At 67.7% G+C, this 15053-nt stretch carries 12 protein-coding genes and 4 pseudogenes; 8 read left to right on the top strand and 8 right to left on the bottom strand.

Annotated features, from left to right (window positions below):
- The 4 genes and pseudogenes from ACFQE0_RS16675 to ACFQE0_RS16690 form a co-directional block, all read right to left on the bottom strand.
- The gene (locus ACFQE0_RS16675; RefSeq protein WP_378975524.1) at positions 1-1674 is read right to left on the bottom strand and encodes a methyl-accepting chemotaxis protein; all 1674 of its coding nucleotides are present in this window, start codon (positions 1672-1674) and stop codon (positions 1-3) included.
- Positions 1675-1878: 204 nt separating this feature from the next.
- Positions 1879-2235, bottom strand: a pseudogene (locus tag ACFQE0_RS16680) (chemotaxis protein CheW); the annotation flags it as partial.
- 2 nt (positions 2236-2237) lie between these two features.
- Positions 2238-3757, bottom strand: a pseudogene (locus tag ACFQE0_RS16685) (CheR family methyltransferase).
- A gap of 5 nt (positions 3758-3762) precedes the next feature.
- Positions 3763-4263 carry a chemotaxis protein CheW gene (locus ACFQE0_RS16690; protein ID WP_378971613.1) on the bottom strand — a complete coding sequence of 167 codons (501 nt, stop codon included), beginning with the start codon at positions 4261-4263 and terminating at the stop codon, positions 3763-3765.
- Between the two features lie 165 nt (positions 4264-4428).
- Here ACFQE0_RS16690 and ACFQE0_RS16695 point away from each other — a divergent pair, with 165 nt between their 5' ends.
- From ACFQE0_RS16695 to ACFQE0_RS16720, 6 genes and pseudogenes are all read left to right on the top strand, one after another.
- Positions 4429-4677: a hypothetical protein gene (locus ACFQE0_RS16695; RefSeq protein ID WP_378971615.1), complete on the top strand. Its 249-nt coding sequence runs from the start codon at positions 4429-4431 to the stop codon at positions 4675-4677.
- 121 nt (positions 4678-4798) lie between these two features.
- Positions 4799-5596: a DeoR/GlpR family DNA-binding transcription regulator gene (locus tag ACFQE0_RS16700; RefSeq protein WP_378971617.1), complete on the top strand. Its 798-nt coding sequence runs from the start codon at positions 4799-4801 to the stop codon at positions 5594-5596.
- A gap of 374 nt (positions 5597-5970) precedes the next feature.
- A complete protein-coding gene (glpK, locus tag ACFQE0_RS16705) occupies positions 5971-7476 on the top strand; it encodes a glycerol kinase GlpK (RefSeq protein WP_378971619.1) in 1506 nt (501 codons plus the stop codon).
- 194 nt (positions 7477-7670) lie between these two features.
- Entirely contained in the window at positions 7671-8402 is a 732-nt protein-coding gene (locus ACFQE0_RS16710) for an MIP/aquaporin family protein (protein WP_378971621.1), read from the top strand.
- 262 nt (positions 8403-8664) lie between these two features.
- A complete protein-coding gene (locus ACFQE0_RS16715) occupies positions 8665-9501 on the top strand; it encodes an FkbM family methyltransferase (RefSeq protein WP_378971623.1) in 837 nt (278 codons plus the stop codon).
- Between the two features lie 184 nt (positions 9502-9685).
- A pseudogene (locus ACFQE0_RS16720) lies at positions 9686-10164 on the top strand (DUF4254 domain-containing protein).
- Here ACFQE0_RS16720 and ACFQE0_RS16725 read toward each other — a convergent pair.
- A complete protein-coding gene (locus tag ACFQE0_RS16725; RefSeq protein ID WP_378971626.1) occupies positions 10115-11506 on the bottom strand; it encodes a tetratricopeptide repeat protein in 1392 nt (463 codons plus the stop codon). The pseudogene ACFQE0_RS16720 and the gene ACFQE0_RS16725 overlap by 50 nt on opposite strands.
- Positions 11507-11806: 300 nt before the next feature.
- Between ACFQE0_RS16725 and lipA the strand changes: the two genes are divergently transcribed.
- Together lipA and ACFQE0_RS16735 are read left to right on the top strand one after the other, a co-directional pair.
- Positions 11807-12784, top strand: a complete 978-nt coding sequence (gene lipA / locus ACFQE0_RS16730; protein ID WP_378971628.1) for a lipoyl synthase — start codon at positions 11807-11809, stop codon at positions 12782-12784.
- Between the two features lie 15 nt (positions 12785-12799).
- Complete coding sequence (locus ACFQE0_RS16735) at positions 12800-13255, top strand: type II toxin-antitoxin system RatA family toxin (RefSeq protein ID WP_378971631.1); 456 nt, start codon at positions 12800-12802, stop codon at positions 13253-13255.
- 4 nt (positions 13256-13259) lie between these two features.
- Here the strand turns inward: ACFQE0_RS16735 and ACFQE0_RS16740 are convergent, their stop codons facing one another.
- The 3 genes and pseudogenes from ACFQE0_RS16740 to ACFQE0_RS16750 all read right to left on the bottom strand — a co-directional run bounded on the left by ACFQE0_RS16740 (position 13260) and on the right by ACFQE0_RS16750 (position 15044).
- Positions 13260-13553, bottom strand: coding sequence for a diguanylate cyclase (locus ACFQE0_RS16740; protein WP_378975526.1), 294 nt, complete (start codon positions 13551-13553; stop codon positions 13260-13262).
- A complete protein-coding gene (locus ACFQE0_RS16745; RefSeq protein WP_378971633.1) occupies positions 13480-14415 on the bottom strand; it encodes a GGDEF domain-containing protein in 936 nt (311 codons plus the stop codon). The genes ACFQE0_RS16740 and ACFQE0_RS16745 overlap by 74 nt, the downstream gene beginning before the upstream one ends.
- A gap of 129 nt (positions 14416-14544) precedes the next feature.
- A pseudogene (locus tag ACFQE0_RS16750) lies at positions 14545-15044 on the bottom strand (CinA family protein).
- Positions 15045-15053 lie beyond the last annotated feature (9 nt).

Raw genomic sequence — 15053 nt, forward strand, 5'->3', positions numbered from 1 at the left:
TCAGGTGCGATACCGTTCCGCCAGGGCCATGAGCGCCTGGGCGAGTTCGGTCATGTTGGCGGAGGCGGTCTCGACCTGCCGCGTCCCGGCCGCCGTCTGCTGGCTCGCCTGGCGGATGTTCTGCAGCGCCCCCATCACCTGCTCGATGCCCAGTTGCTGCTGGTTCGTCGAGGCCACGATCTGCTGGAACGTCTGCACGTTCTCCTCGAAGCGCGCCGTGATCTCCTCGATCGTCCGCTGCGTCGTGTCCGAGCGCGTCTTGCCCACCGCCGAGCGCTTCACCGCCTCCTCGGTCAGCATCACCGACGTGTTGATGCCCCGCTGGATCTCCCCCAGGATCGCCCGGATCTGGCCCGTCGCCGCCTTCGCCTGATCGGCCAGAAGCTTCATCTCCGAAGCCACCACCGCGAAGCTGCGCCCGCTCTCCCCCGCCGCCGCCGCCTCGATCGCCGCGTTCAGCGCCAGAAGATGCGTCCGCTCCGAGATGTCGTTGACGCTCTCGATGATCTCGCCGATCGCCTGCGTCTTCTCCGAGACCCCGACGATGTTGCCCGCCACCGCCTCCGCCTGCTCACGGATCGCGTCCATGGCCTGCGCGGTGTCCGACACCGCCCGCAGCCCCTGCCGCGAGGTCTTGGCGGTGGCCTGGGCCGTGGCGATCACCTCGCTCGCCCGCTTCGAGATCTGCGCGCCCGAATGGGTGATCTCATCGACGGTCGCCGCCGTCTCCTGCACCGCCGCGAACTGCTCCTCCACAGAGGCTGCCTGCTCCTGCGCCGAGGCCCGGATCTCCGCCGCCGCCGCGTTCAGGTCGGACGTCGCCGCCCGGTTCGTCCGGGCGAGGTCGGACAGGCTCTCGACCATCCCGTCGAGGGTGCGCCCGAGGCGGGCGATCTCGTCCTGCCCGCGCGGATTCAGGCGGCCGGTCAGGTCGCCGTCACCGACGCGCGCGACGAAGCCCATCACGGTGTTCAGCGGGCGCACCACGGCGCGGGTGACGAGGTAGGTGACCGCGAAGGCCAGCAGCACGGACGCCATCAGCGTGAACAGGATCGACAGGCGCGACCCCTCGTAGATCTCCCGCACGGTTCGCTGGCCGACGTCGACGCTCTCGTCCAGGGCCGAGCGGGCCCGTTCCACGGCGCTGGTCGTCGCGGCGTATTGGCGGCCGAGTTCGTCGTTACCCGCATCAACCGCTTCGACATTGCCGTCGACCGCTGCACGGATCTGCCGCTCGCCGCTCTCGCGGTAGCGGTGGAAAGTGGTGGTGGCCTCCGCGATCGCCCCGTGAAGCTTGTCGAAGGTCGCCGCCCGCTCGGTCGAGACCGCGTTCCTGCGGAACTCGTCGGACTCGCGCAGGAGGTCACCGAGGATCTTGTCCGAGACGGTGCCGTTGCGCCGCCACAGGCTCAGGATATCGGCCTCGCGGGCCTGCCGGCCCTGGGACTTCAGCAGGGAGGCGATCACCGCGTCGCGACGAAGCACGCCCATGTCGCGCGTCTGATTACCTAACTCGTCGAGCTGGCGCATGATCAGGAGATCGCGGGCGACGATCCGGTCGGTCGTCTCGCGCACGGCGCCGATCTGCCCGATGGCATAGATGCCGAGCGCCACCAGCACCGCCGTGACGGCGAAGAAGCCGACGAGGATGCGTCGTCCGATCGAGAGGGTCAGAGCGGAACTCCAGGCATGGGAGGGGTTAGGCGATAACCCGCCGCATGACTTGCGCCGGATCGATGATGGTGAAGTCCGGGCTGCCCTCGGCGGCGGGGACATAGAACGGAGCGGAGTCGTTTCCCAGGGGGAGGCCTCAGCCTGCGCGAGGGAGGCCGGATCCCGCGCGGCCCGGACGATGCCGAGCGCTCGCTCGACGCTCAGCGCGACGGGCGGCTCGCCGCGCAGGAGCACGAGGTGCTCGCGCACGCCGCCCTCCGCCTCCGGCCGCCCGAGGGCGCGGGCAAGGCCGATGACCGGCACGATCCGCCCCGACAGGGCGACGAGGCCGGACAGGGCCGCACCCGTTCCCGGAACCGGCGTGCAGGGGCGGCCGGGCAGGACCCGCGCCACCGCGGGAAGCGGCAGGCCGACCCGGTCACCGCCGCAGGTGCAGACGAGATAGGGGAACGTCTCCTGCTCCGGTCCGTCCGCCTCCTCGGCGCGGCGGGCGAGGGCGAGGGTGCGCGCGGCCTTGATCTGCCTGTCGCGGGCGGGATCGCGCTCCATCGGCTCGCGCATGGTCAGGCCCGCCCCCGCATCGTCTCACCGCTCCGGCCGAGCGCTGCCTCAACCCCGGCCGCGACCTCGCTGGCAAGCGCCCCGTCGCCTTCCGGCAGCACCGCATCCGGTGGCAGGGATTGGCTCAGGGCGAAGGCGTTGTCGAGGGCGCGGGCCGCCTCCGCCCGGCGGCCGAGGCCGAGCAGCAGCAATCCGAGATGGTAATGCGCCATCACGAAGCCCCGGTCGAGATAGAGCGAGGCTCGTAGGGCCCGCTCCGCCTCGGCCTCCCGTCCGAGGCTGGCCGCGACGAGCCCCTCGTAGAAGCGCAGCCGCGCATTGGTCGGGTCGGCGTCGAGCGCCTCCCGCACCGCCCGCCACGCCGCGCCGGTCTCGCCCGCATCCGCCAGGATCCGGACCCGGTCGAGGGGATCCTCGGGGAGATCGTCCGAAGGCTGTTCGTCAGAGTCGCCCTCATTGCCATCCACCTCCCTCATCCTGAGGTGCTGCGGAACGGTCGCGGAAGAGGTCTCCGGGAGATTCTGCAATTCCTGGGGGCCTTCTTCGAGGCCCACCAAGGCGGGCAGCTCGAGATAAGGCGCGGGAGAGGATGAGGGCGTTTCGTCGCCCAAAGCCTGAAACGACACCTCCGGCGCCAGGGTGCCCCCCGGCCGGTAGGCGACGGTTCCCGGCAGGCTGACCGGGTCGAGGAAGGCGGAGAAGGTCGGGTTCGGCTCGGCATGACCCAGCAGCAGCCAGCCCTCGGGCCGCAGACGCCGCCCGAAGCCATGCACCACCCGCGTCACGGTGGCCGCATCGAAGTAGATCAGCACGTTGCGGCACAGGATGAGGTCGTAGCCCTCCTCATTCCCGGGGGCTCCGCGACGGCCAGCAGATTCCCTTGTTTGAAGCGGACCATCTGCCGGAATTCGGTGCGCAGGGCGAAACCGCCTTCGCGGCGGATCCCCGGCTCCGGCGGCAGATGGGTGAAGTAGCGGAGGCGCTCCTCCGGCGGCATCGTCCGCAGCGCCCAGCGTCCGTATTCCCCCGCCCGCGCCGTCGCGATGGCCTCGGCGCTGATGTCGGTGCCGAGGATGCTCACCCGCCAGTCGGGCAGGGCCTCGCCCAGGATCTCGCGCACGAGGATCGCCAGGGAATAGGGCTCGGCCCCCGTGGAGCAGCCCGCGCTCCAGATCCGCAGGCGCCGCTCGGCCCTTCGCGCGGCAACGAGGCCGGGGAGGATCGTGCCGCGCAGGGCGGCGAATTGCTCGCTGTAGCGGAAGAAGAACGTCTCCCCGATGGTGATCTCGGCCTCGAGCCGCGCCCACTCACTCTCCCCCGCAGCCCCATCATCCAAGATGGAATGGTAGGCGGCGAGATCGGGGACACCGGTCGCACGCAGGCGTCGGTAGAGCCGTTCGAGGAGTAGTTCGTCCTTGTCGGCGTAATAGGCATGGCCGGTGCGCGCAATGATGCGCGCCTTCAGCCCGGCATAGGCGGGCTCGGCCTCGGGATCGAACTGGAAGCGGCCGGTCCGGCGCATCCGTCTCAGGCCGTCGTAGGATCGGGCAAGGCGGAGAGGCGCGACGCGGCCGCCCGCGCCAGACTCTCGACGCGCGCCTGCTCGGCCTCCGTGAGAAGCCGCTCCGGATCGAGGGCAGGCACGAGGCGGTCCGACAGGGCGAGCCCCGCCGCGACGCAGCCGTTCAGGCTCGCCGCCGGATCGGCCGGACGTTGCGCGGAGGCGGGCACCAGGGCGAGATCGGCCACCCGGTCCACGAGCCACGCGAGGGACCGGTCCCGGGCGAGGATGAGATGGGCATAGAGTCCTGCGCCCGCGCCGGCCTCGCGCAGGCCCAGGATGGGCGCGAGGTCGAGGACGGGTACAGGCCGACCGCCGAGATTGACGAAGCCCGCGAGCCAGCCGCCCGAGGCGGGAGCCGCCTGGAGTTCGGGCAGGGGCAACACCTCCGCCACTGCTTCGCGGGGGAGCGCGCAGACCGTGCCCGCCACGTCGAGCATCAGATAAGCCGTCGTTTCGCCCGCCACCCCGGCCTCCCCTTACCGGCATGAAGCTAGCCGAGCCGATGCGATCGGCAATTGCCCATCGAAAATGTCTTAACTGCGGAACCATGTCCTGCGCCGCGTCTTTGCGAGGCACGACGACCAGGGCGCCACAGGCGGTGCCCGGTCGCATAGGAAAGGACGACACCCATGAGGAGCATTCTGTTCGGCGCTGCGGCGCTCACGCTGGTCGCAGGCTCGGCCTTCGCCCAGGGCGGCTCGCCCTACAACATGTCCGGCTCGCAGGCCGGCGGCCCCCGTGGCGGCATGGAGCGCGCAGTCCAGGGTGCCGAGATGGAACGTCCGGCCGCTCGCCCGATGATGAAGAAGCGCAGCATGCACAAGCGCATGCACCATCACCGCAAGATGCATCACCGCCGGATGCGCAACGGCATGTAAGTGTCTTGAGGCCCGCCGGATCGGCGGGCCTTTTTTCTGAGGACGCCTCTCCCCCAGCGCGTTTGCGCGCCCTCGCGGCAACGCTATGTTGCCAAGCGAAAACGAGGGGCGGAGGAACGGAATGGCGCAACCGGTGGAGCACCGGGGCGAGGGCGGCGTCGAGGCGCGCCGCGACGCGATCGTAGCGGCAGTCCGCCATCGCGGCTTCATGACGATCGAGGCCCTGGCGAGCCAGTTCGGCGTCACGGTCCAGACGATCCGCCGGGACCTCAACGAACTCAGCGCCGAGGGCCGGCTGGAACGCTATCGCGGCGGTGGCGGCCTGCCCTCCAGCGTCGAGAACATCGACTATGCCGACCGCCGCGTGACCCTTCTCGCGGAAAAGACCCGTATCGGTCGTCTCGCCGCGAGCCGCATCCCGTCGCATTGCTCGGTCTTCGTCAATATCGGCACCACGCCCGAGGCGGTGGCCCGTGAGCTGACCCGCCACGACGATCTCAGCGTCATTACGAACAACCTGCACGTGGCGCTCTCGCTCGCCGACGCCACCGCCTTCCGCATCGTCGTGGCCGGGGGCACGGTGCGCAACCGCGACGGCGCCGTATTGGGGCAACTCACCAGCGACACGCTCGGCCAGTTCCGGGTCGACGTGGCGGTGATCGGCATCAGCGGCATCGACGCGGACGGGGCGCTTCTCGACTACGATTACGAGGAAGTCCGCGCGACGCAGGCGATCCTAGCCCATGCCAAGCGCACCTTCCTCGTGGCCGACCACACCAAATTCACCCGCCGCCCGATGGTGCAGGCGGGCCATCTCTCGCAGATCGACACGTTCTTCACCGACCGGATGCCCCCTCCCGGCATCGCCGCCATGATGGAGCGAGAGGGGGTAACGCTCGCCGTCGCCGATGACCTGTAGCGAACACAAAATTTTCGCTTGCGAAAACGAAAGAGCGACGTAAGATCGCAGGAAAAGCATTCAGGGAAGGACACAATGGCGGATGCTACGCCCCTGCGCGGACCGCTTGCGGTGATCGCTCCAGGACTTCACGCGTCAATCACGTTCTACGGCTCATTCCGAACGTCGCGAGTTCCCTTTCGTCCGTGAGGCCGTGGCCCACCGGGACGACAGCGCGCGCCTCGCATACGAACGATAGGGGTTCGGAAGCGAGCAACCAGCGCGGGAATGAGCGGGTGAAATTACCATCCTGAGAAACGGGCCGTTGCGGCCCGGTTGCCAAATCCAACCCCCGAACCGGCCGAGACCGGTGGGGATGAACGAAGGAGGAAACGATGAGCCGTTATATCGGGGCCATCGACCAGGGCACGACCAGCACCCGCTTCATGGTGTTCGACCGTGAGGGGACCGTCATCACGGTCGCGCAGGAAGAACACGCGCAGATCTACCCGGCGCCGGGCCATGTCGAGCACGACGCCGCCGAGATTTGGGCGAAGACACAGAAGGTGATGAAGGTGGCCCTCGCCAAGGGCAACCTCACGCCGAAGGACCTCGCGGCCATCGGCATCACCAACCAGCGCGAGACGACGGTCATCTGGGACCGGAAGACGGGCAAGCCTCTGCACAACGCCCTCGTCTGGCAGGATACCCGCAACGACCGCCTTGTCTCGGAATTCGCCCATGACGGAGGGCGCGACCGCTTCCGCGATCTCACCGGCCTGCCCCTGGCGAGCTACTTCTCCGGCCTGAAGCTGCGCTGGCTTCTCGACCACGTGGAGGGCGCGCGGGAGAAGGCCGAAGCGGGCGATGTCCTATTCGGCAACATCGACACGTGGCTGCTCTGGAACCTCACCGGCGGGCCGGACGGGGGCCTGCACGCTACCGACGTGACCAATGCCAGCCGCACGCAGCTCATGTCCCTGAAATCCCTGGAATGGGACGAGGGGATGCTTTCCACCTTCCGCATCCCTCGCGCGATGCTGCCGAAGATCGTCTCATCGAGCGAGGTCTACGGCGAGGCGAGGGGCGAGTTCGCGCGCGTGCCGATCGCGGGCATCCTCGGCGACCAGCAGGCAGCGCTGTTCGGCCAGACCTGCTTCACTCCCGGCGAGGCCAAGAACACCTACGGCACCGGCTGCTTCGCGCTGATGAATACGGGCGAGGAGGCGGTGCCTTCCAAGGCGGGTCTCGTCACCACTCTGGGCTACCGGCTCGATGGGCAGAAGCCGGTCTACGCCCTCGAAGGCTCCATCGCCATCACGGGCGCTCTGGTGCAGTGGCTGCGCGACAACCTGCACATGATCAAGGACTCGGCCGAGGTGGAAAGCCTCGCCGGGACGGTCGAAGACAATGGCGGGGTCTATTTCGTGCCCGCCTTCTCGGGCCTCTACGCGCCGCACTGGAACGAGGGCGCGCGCGGCCTGATCATCGGCCTGACCCGCTACGCCAACCGGGGGCACATCGCCCGCTCGGTGCTGGAGGCGACCGCCTTCCAGACCCGCGAGGTGCTGGCCGCGATGGAGAAGGATTCCGGTATCCCCGTGAAGGAGTTGCGCGCCGATGGCGGCATGGTCGCCAACGGCACGCTGATGCAGTTCCAGGCGGATATCCTCGACGTGCCGGTCGTACGCCCGAAGGTCTCGGAGACGACGGCGCTCGGCGCCGCTTACGTGGCGGGCCTCGCGGTCGGCTACTGGAAGGGGCTCGACGACCTCAAGCGCAACTGGGGCGTCGACAAGCGCTGGGAGCCCAAGATGGACGCCGCCCGCCGCGAGACCACCGCGGCCATGTGGAGCCGGGCGGTGCAACGCTCCTTTGATTGGAAGGCGGACGAGGACTGAGGACGGGGTTCCGTCCCGAGCCTTTAAGGCCACCCGCCTCCTCATCCTGAGGTGCCCGCCCCGGCGGGCCTCGCAGGAGGCCTCCAGATCGCGCCGAGATCTCTGGGGCTCTCCTTCGATGCGGCCAGCGCCGCACCTGATGATGAGGGGGTGGGCAGGACGAATACCAACAAACCACAAAGGGAGGACACATCATGGCATCGCCGTTCCTGGGCGAGATGCTGGGTACGATGACGCTCATCGTGCTCGGCGACGGGGTGGTGGCGGGGGCGCTGCTCAAGCGCTCCAAGGGCGAGGCCATGGGCTGGATCGGCATCACCGCCGGCTGGGCCTTCGCGGTGCTTGCCGGGGTGTTCGTGGCCAACGCGACCGGCAGCCCCGACGCTCATATCAACCCGGCGGTGACGCTGGGCGGGGCGGTCAGCACCGGCGACTATTCGAAACTCGCAGTCTACCTGCCGGCCCAGTTCCTTGGCGCCTTCCTAGGCGGGGTCGTGGTGTGGCTGCACTACCTGCCGCATTGGGCCGAGACGCCCGAGGCGGACCTGAAGCTCGCAGTGTTCTGCACGGGCCCGGCGATCCGCAACACGCGAGCCAACATGATTTCGGAGATCGTGGGCACCTTCTTCCTCGTCTTCACCATCGCCGCCCTGGTGACGAGCACTTCCGGGAGCACCGGCACGTTCTCGCGCGGTGTGGCACCCTACCTCGTGGCGATGTTGGTCTGGGGCATCGGCCTGTCGCTGGGCGGCACCACCGGCTACGCGATCAACCCCGCCCGCGATCTCGGCCCCCGCATTGCTCACGCGGTCCTGCCCATCGCGGGCAAGGGATCGTCGGATTGGGGTTATGCGCTGATCCCCGTGGCCGGACCGGCCATCGGCGCGGTCCTGGCGGGGCTGTTCGTGCGCATATTGGGCCTCTGACGATCGCTCAAAACAATCTTCGGTGGTTATTCAAATATTACATTCAATCTATAGCCAGTAGAAGGCGACAATAAGAGAGGTTAAAAGCGAGATGACTGGCAGATTGTGAAGCCTGCGGGCAATGGCACCGTCTTCGGGTCATTGCCCCGGGTCGTGGGACGAGCGGATCATGTCGTATGTCTCGACCCATAGTCGAAATCCGCAAACCATCCGTCCCTCAGGTTTGGTCGATACCGGACAACTCGGCGATCTCTGGCGCGCCATGCTCCGCCTTACGCGGACGACCAACCTGCCGGAGTTGAGGGAGATCGAATACGAAGAAGGCAACGACAGTCTCTTCGCCCTTTCGAATGTCGGACCGGAAGTTTTCGTCTCGCTTCAGCGCGATAACTTCATCTCGCGCTCCCTAGCCAGAAACGGCAGCTTCGAGTTCGAAACCTTCGAGCGCACCGTCGCGCATCTGGGTGGACCTCGCGATCTGTTGGTCGATGTCGGCGCCAATCTCGGCACGGTCACGATCCCCGCAGCGGCCAGGGGCCATGCCAAGCAGGTCCTGGCCGTCGAGGCGGACCAACTGAATTACCGCACGCTGATGGCGAACCTGTACCTCAACGATCTTCAGGATCGTGTGGTCGCCATCAATACCGCCGCGGGCGCCACCTCGGGCGAGCTTCTGGAGTTCCAGCTTTCGCCGGAGAATAAGGGCGACCATCGGGTCAAGCATTCCTCGGAGCCGGGCGCGTTCGGTGAGGAGGCATGGCCGACCTATCGGGTAGAATCGACACGTCTCGACGACCTTCTGACTCGCGAGGGACTATCCGAACGGCTCCCACGCTCCCTGATCTGGATCGACGTGCAGGGCTGGGAGTTCCAGGTCCTGCTCGGGGCGAGAGCCGCCGTCGCGGCCGGGGCGCCCTTCGTCATCGAGTTCTGGCCTTACGGCCTCCAGCGCAATGGCATGATGGACGGCTTGGCGGCCTTCCTGTGCGAGAATTTCACCCGGCTGACCGTGGCGAGCCGTCTGAGATGCCGGCCTTCCCGGCGACCGGGGAGGGCATTGCAGCGATCCGCGCCCGCCTCGACGACACGAACCCCTTGAGCGCCTGCGATCTCTTGATGACGCGGGACGCATGAGCGCCGTGGTGTTCCTGCCCGTTACGGGCGATGCGGTCACGGCCTTCCACGCGGAGGGAACGCGGGCCTTCTTCGCGGACGGAACCCTCTTGCCGCCGCCAAACGGGACCGCGCTCTGGCTGGCCCTGGCGGACAATCACCGCAACAACATGCAGCTCTGGGCAGAGGAAGATCTCGCCCGGCGGACGCATGTGCGCGACGCGGAGATTGCGGCCAACAAGCGGGCGATCGACAGGTTCAATCAAGCGCGGAACGATGCGGTCGAACGCATGGACGAGGTGCTGGAGACGCTGATGTCGGCGCCCGCCGCCGCGCAGGCCCGGCTCAACAGCGAAACCCCCGGCTCGATCATCGATCGGCTCTCCATCGCCAGCCTGAAAATCTTTCACATGGCGGCACAGGTGGAGAGGGGGACGTCGATGACGCGCACCGCGCCGCTTGCGCCGACAAGCTCGCGCGGCTTTGCCTCCAGCGAAGTGACCTGTCCGGCTGCCTCGACGCCCTTCTCACCGAATGCCGCCAGGGTCAGGCGCGATTCCGCACCTACCGCCAGTTCAAGATGTACAACGACCCGCGCCTCAACATGGCTCTGGTACGGGAAGCGCAGCAGGCCCCCGCGGCCGGGTGAGGGCATCGAGTTCGCCCATCAACAGGGCGATGGCCCCCGGCCAGTCACCGACAGTCGGCTGGCGCATCAGGGTGGCGCAAGCCGGGTAGACGACCGAATCCCGCTCGCGGTTCATATGCCGCCCGTCCAGCACGCGTCCCGCGATCAACCATGTCCGCACGCCCAAGGCCCCCGCGAGGTGGAAGGGCCACGCGCAGATCGAGGCGACGCCATCGAGCCCGGCGATGAGCGCGCCCGCATCATCGAAGGGCAGGTCCACCACCGTCACCGTGGCGTCGAGACCGATCTCGGCCGCGTGCAGGCGTCGGAGCCCGAAGCCGCGCTGAAGGATGACCCAATGGATGTCGCTGCGGGCAAGGAGCGGCGCGATGGCAGCGAGCGGGATGCTCTTCGCCTCACCGAGATCCATGTCGCTGTACCAGTACAGGCCGATGCAGGGGCGGCCCGCTGCCCGGCTCCGCGCTTGCTGAAGGATCGCCTCCGCCTGCGCGCTCGGCGGAGCCCGGAGATACCCCGACGCGCTTTCGCCCCCGGCCCGCGCGAGGCCAAAGGTCCCGACCCAACAATCGCTCCGGCTGCGGGCCGCCTCCATCTCGTCCAGGCTAACGAGGTCATCGACGCCGACGCTTTGGAGCAGCCCGTGACAACGGGTCGTCGCGACGACGGTGATGGACCCGGCGCCGAGCTGCCGAAGCCGGGGGACGTGGCGGATGAACTGGAAGAGGTCGCCGAAGCCGCCATGCCGAACGATAGTGACCGACCGGCCCTCAAGGGGCTCACCCTGCCACATCCGCTCGATCAGCGGCGTTTCAGGATAATAGATCCGGTAGAAGGCGCGACTCGAGAAGGCCAGCGCAAGGCGATGGCCCTCGGGATCGCCCCGCTGAAGCATCGCTGAGCCAAGCGCCTGCTCGATGAATGGGTCGCCGGGCCTGTCGGACAGGAGCGACCGCAACTCCGCCTCGGCCTCCTCTGCGAAGCCCGCCGCGGTGAGGATACGGGGCCGCCAGCACCAATCGCTCGGATGGGACGAAAACCTCAGATCCAGCCGGTCGATGTACGGGCGCACCCATTCCGGCTGTCCGCTTTGCGCGGCACAGATCGCTAGGCCGAAGGTGGCGGGCACGTGATCGGACAAGCCCGCCTGCGGCGCATCGAGGATATAGCGCCAGTGCGAGATCGCCTCGGCGAAGCGCAATTGCTTCGTCAGACACTGGGCGAGTTTCCCGCGAAGAACCAAATCGTCGGGCGCCTCAGCGAGCCCGGCCTCAGCATCCGCCTCCGCACCCTCGAATTCTCCGGCAGCGATGGCGCGCTCCACCGTATCGAGCAAGGATAGCATCACGGCAAAACTGTATGATCGGCCAAAAAATTTACCATGCACGCCGACAACAGCCGGTCAATCAGCCGCAAGTAGCAGTCAATACGAATACAATTTGAAATTATCTGCATTCCTCGACAGACATCGACGTTCTGCGGACCCTTGCATCGATCGCCGACCCGCTTCAGCGCCTCGGCCGATCCTGAGACAGGGGGAGGTTCCCGTCGCGCCCCAGCGTCGCGCCCGTTTGCGACGCGGGCGGGAAGGCCCTAAGTCAGCATCAACTCCTCGAAGGCGCGCACAGGCGCGATCCGGTTTCCGATGGCCGTCGTCCTCGACCTTATCAAGAATGATCCGCGGCCCCCGCGTCACCCGGAGAAGGCCCACCGGCCGGATCAGGCGGTGCAGCCGAAGAAGCCGGACTGGATTCGCGTGAAGGCACCGGGCTCTAAGGCCTGGACCGAGACGCAAAAGATCGTGCGCGAGCACGGCCTCGTCACCGTCTGCGAGGAGGCGGGCTGCCCCAATATCGGCGAATGCTGGGAGAAGCGGCACGCCACCTTCATGATCATGGGCGACACGTGCACGCGGGCCTGCGCCTTCTGCAACGTGCGCACCGGCCTGCCGGACGCCCTCGATACCGGTGAACCGGAAAAGATCGCCGATTCGGTCGCCAAGCTCGGCCTGCACCACGTGGTCATCACCTCGGTGGACCGGGACGACCTGACGGATGGCGGCGCCACGCATTTCGCCCGTACCATCGCGGCGATCCGCCGGGCGAGCCCCGGCACCACCGTCGAGATCCTGACGCCGGACTTCCTGCGCAAGGACGGCGCCCTCGAGATCGTGGTCGAGGCCCGGCCCGACGTGTTCAACCACAACCTTGAAACGGTGCCCTCCAAGTACCTCACCGTTCGCCCGGGCGCCCGCTACTTCCATTCCGTGCGACTGCTGCAGCGGGTGAAGGAGCTCGACCCGTCGATCTTCACCAAGTCCGGCATCATGGTCGGCCTCGGTGAAGAGCGGAACGAGGTGCTCCAGCTGATGGACGACTTGCGCTCGGCGGATGTCGACTTCCTGACCGTCGGCCAGTACCTCCAGCCCTCGAAGAAGCATCACGCGGTGATGCGCTTCGTGCCGCCGGACGAGTTCAAGGGCTACGAGACCACGGCCTACGCCAAGGGCTTCCTGCTCGTTTCCGCGACGCCGCTCACCCGGTCGTCGCACCATGCCGGCGAAGATTTCGCCAAGCTTCAGGCGGCGCGGAACGCCAAGCTGTCCCCCGTTCTGTCGGCCTGAGAAAGTCCCTTCGGAATGCCATCCTTCCGGGTCACGCGCCGGGTTCGGCACAGCGCCGAGCAGATGTACGACCTCGTCGCCGACGTCGAACGCTATCCCGAATTCCTGCCGCTCTGTGAATCCTTGCGCGTCATCCGCCGCCAGGACAAACCGGAGGGCGGTCAGGTTCTCGTGGCCGAGATGGGCGTCGGCTATAAGGCGATCCGCGAGCGGTTCACCACCCGCGTCAGCCTCGATCCGGGGGCCCGCAAGATCGTCGCCGAATACATCGACGGACCGTTCCGGCACCTTGAGAACCGCTGGACGTTCAAGGATGCCGAAGGCGGCGGCTGCGACGTCGACTTCTTCATCACTTACGAGTTCAAGAGCCGGACGCTCGGCCTGCTGATGGGCTCGATGTTCGACCGTGCCTTCCGCAAGTTCACCGATGCATTCGAGGGCCGCGCGGCCCGCATCTACGGCACGGCCTGACCGTTCAGGCCGCCGCGGCAGGCCCCTCTGCCTCCACCCGGTTCCGGCCGAGTGCCTTGGCGCGGTAGAGCGCCCTGTCGGCGCTCGCGAGGAGCTGGCCGAGATCGCTGCCACCGGGCCGCGTCTCCGCGAGGCCGATGCTCACCGTCGCCCGGACGCCCTCGGCTGAAGATTCGGCGAAGCGCGAGGCCACCGCCTCGCCGATCCGCCGAGCCTCCGCGAGACTAGCCCCCGGCAGGGAGCGCGGCGAATTCCTCGCCGCCGAGCCGCGCCACGATAGCCTCCGGCGCGATGTGATCGCGCGCGACCACGGCGAAGAGCCGGATCACCGCGTCGCCCGCCCCGTGGCCGTAGCGGTCGTTGATCGACTTGAAGTGGTCGAGATCGAAGGCGAGCAGCGAGATCGGGGCATCCTTCGCGCTGGTCGCCAGCACCCTGTCGCCCTGCTCGAAGAAGCCGTGCCGGTTCGACAAGCCAGTGAGGTAATCCGTCTGCACGGCGGCCTTCAGACGCTCCTGCGCTTCCTCACGCACCAGAGCGACGAAGGTCATCGGCATCGCGACCGAGAACAGCACCGCCTCGAACATCGTGGCCTTGGCGACGCTCATCAGGATCTCGCTGCCATAGGTGGCCGCGAGGGTCGGCACGATGAAGGCGCGACCGACATAGAACAGCGCGTGCCCGGCGGGAATCGCGATGGCGACGGGACGGGAGCGCAGGCCCCGGAGGGCCCGGCAGCGCAGGGTGACGAGGGCCGTCGCGCCGCAGATGCCGGCGATGGGCAGGGCGGCGACGTGATTCCAGAAGGCCTGAGGGAAATGCACGCCCGCCACGGTCCAAAGCGCGGCCATGCCGCCGAGGAGCAGGGCGTACCAGCGCAGTCCGCGCGCCGGCCCATCGAGGCGCCGCACCCCGTGCAGCCAGAGCAGATACCCGGTGAGAAACAGGATGTTCGCCGTCGCAAGGCCGCTTACGCCAGGAAAGCTCGTGCGGACCATGGCGACGACGCAGGCGACGGCAAAGACGAGAGCTCCCGCCGCCCAGAGACCGAGGGCGGTCGCGCGCAGGGGCTGAGCCATCCGCTCCCACAGCATCATCGCCGCAGCGACGAGCAGTGTGCCGACCGTCAGCCAGTAGAGAGTTTGAAGATCGATCTGCATCGCGGCCGAGAGAAAATCCGGGGCATGATCCGCGAAAGATATCGAAGATTCCCTTACAGGGCCGGGCAGCTATTTTATCATGGTTAAAGCACGCTGCATGCTGCGCTGAAAATGAGGCCGGACGCGGATTTACTTGGAATATTCGAGCGCTTTATCGAGTAGGCCGAGCGCATCCGCGACGGCTGCGCGGCGGATCCCCGACCGTCCGAGATCGCCATAGCGACGGGCGAGATGCATCGTGCCGCCGGGTCCCGAGACCGCGAGATGGACGAGGCCCACCGGCTTTTCGGCACTCCCACCCCCGGCCCGGCGATGCCGGTGATCGCTACCGCCATATCCGCGCGGGACGCCGCCCGCGCGCCCTCGGCCATGGCGCGGGCCACTGGCTCGCTCACCGCCCCATACGTCTCGATGAGCGCCGGATCGACGCCGATCGCCTCGGCCTTGGCGGCGTTCGAATAGGTGACGTAGCCGCGCTCCACGGCGGCGGAGGAGCCCGGCACCGCCGTCAGCAGGGCCGCCACGAGGCCGCCTGTGCAGGATTCGGCCGTGGCGAGGGTCCGCCCGGCCTTCGCATAGGCCGCGACGAGGGCCTCGGCGCGGGCGAGCAATTCGGGGTCGTCGAGCATCGCGAAAAG

The sequence above is a fragment of the Methylobacterium komagatae genome (assembly GCF_042661665.1).
In the GTDB taxonomy this organism is placed as follows: domain Bacteria; phylum Pseudomonadota; class Alphaproteobacteria; order Rhizobiales; family Beijerinckiaceae; genus Methylobacterium; species Methylobacterium komagatae.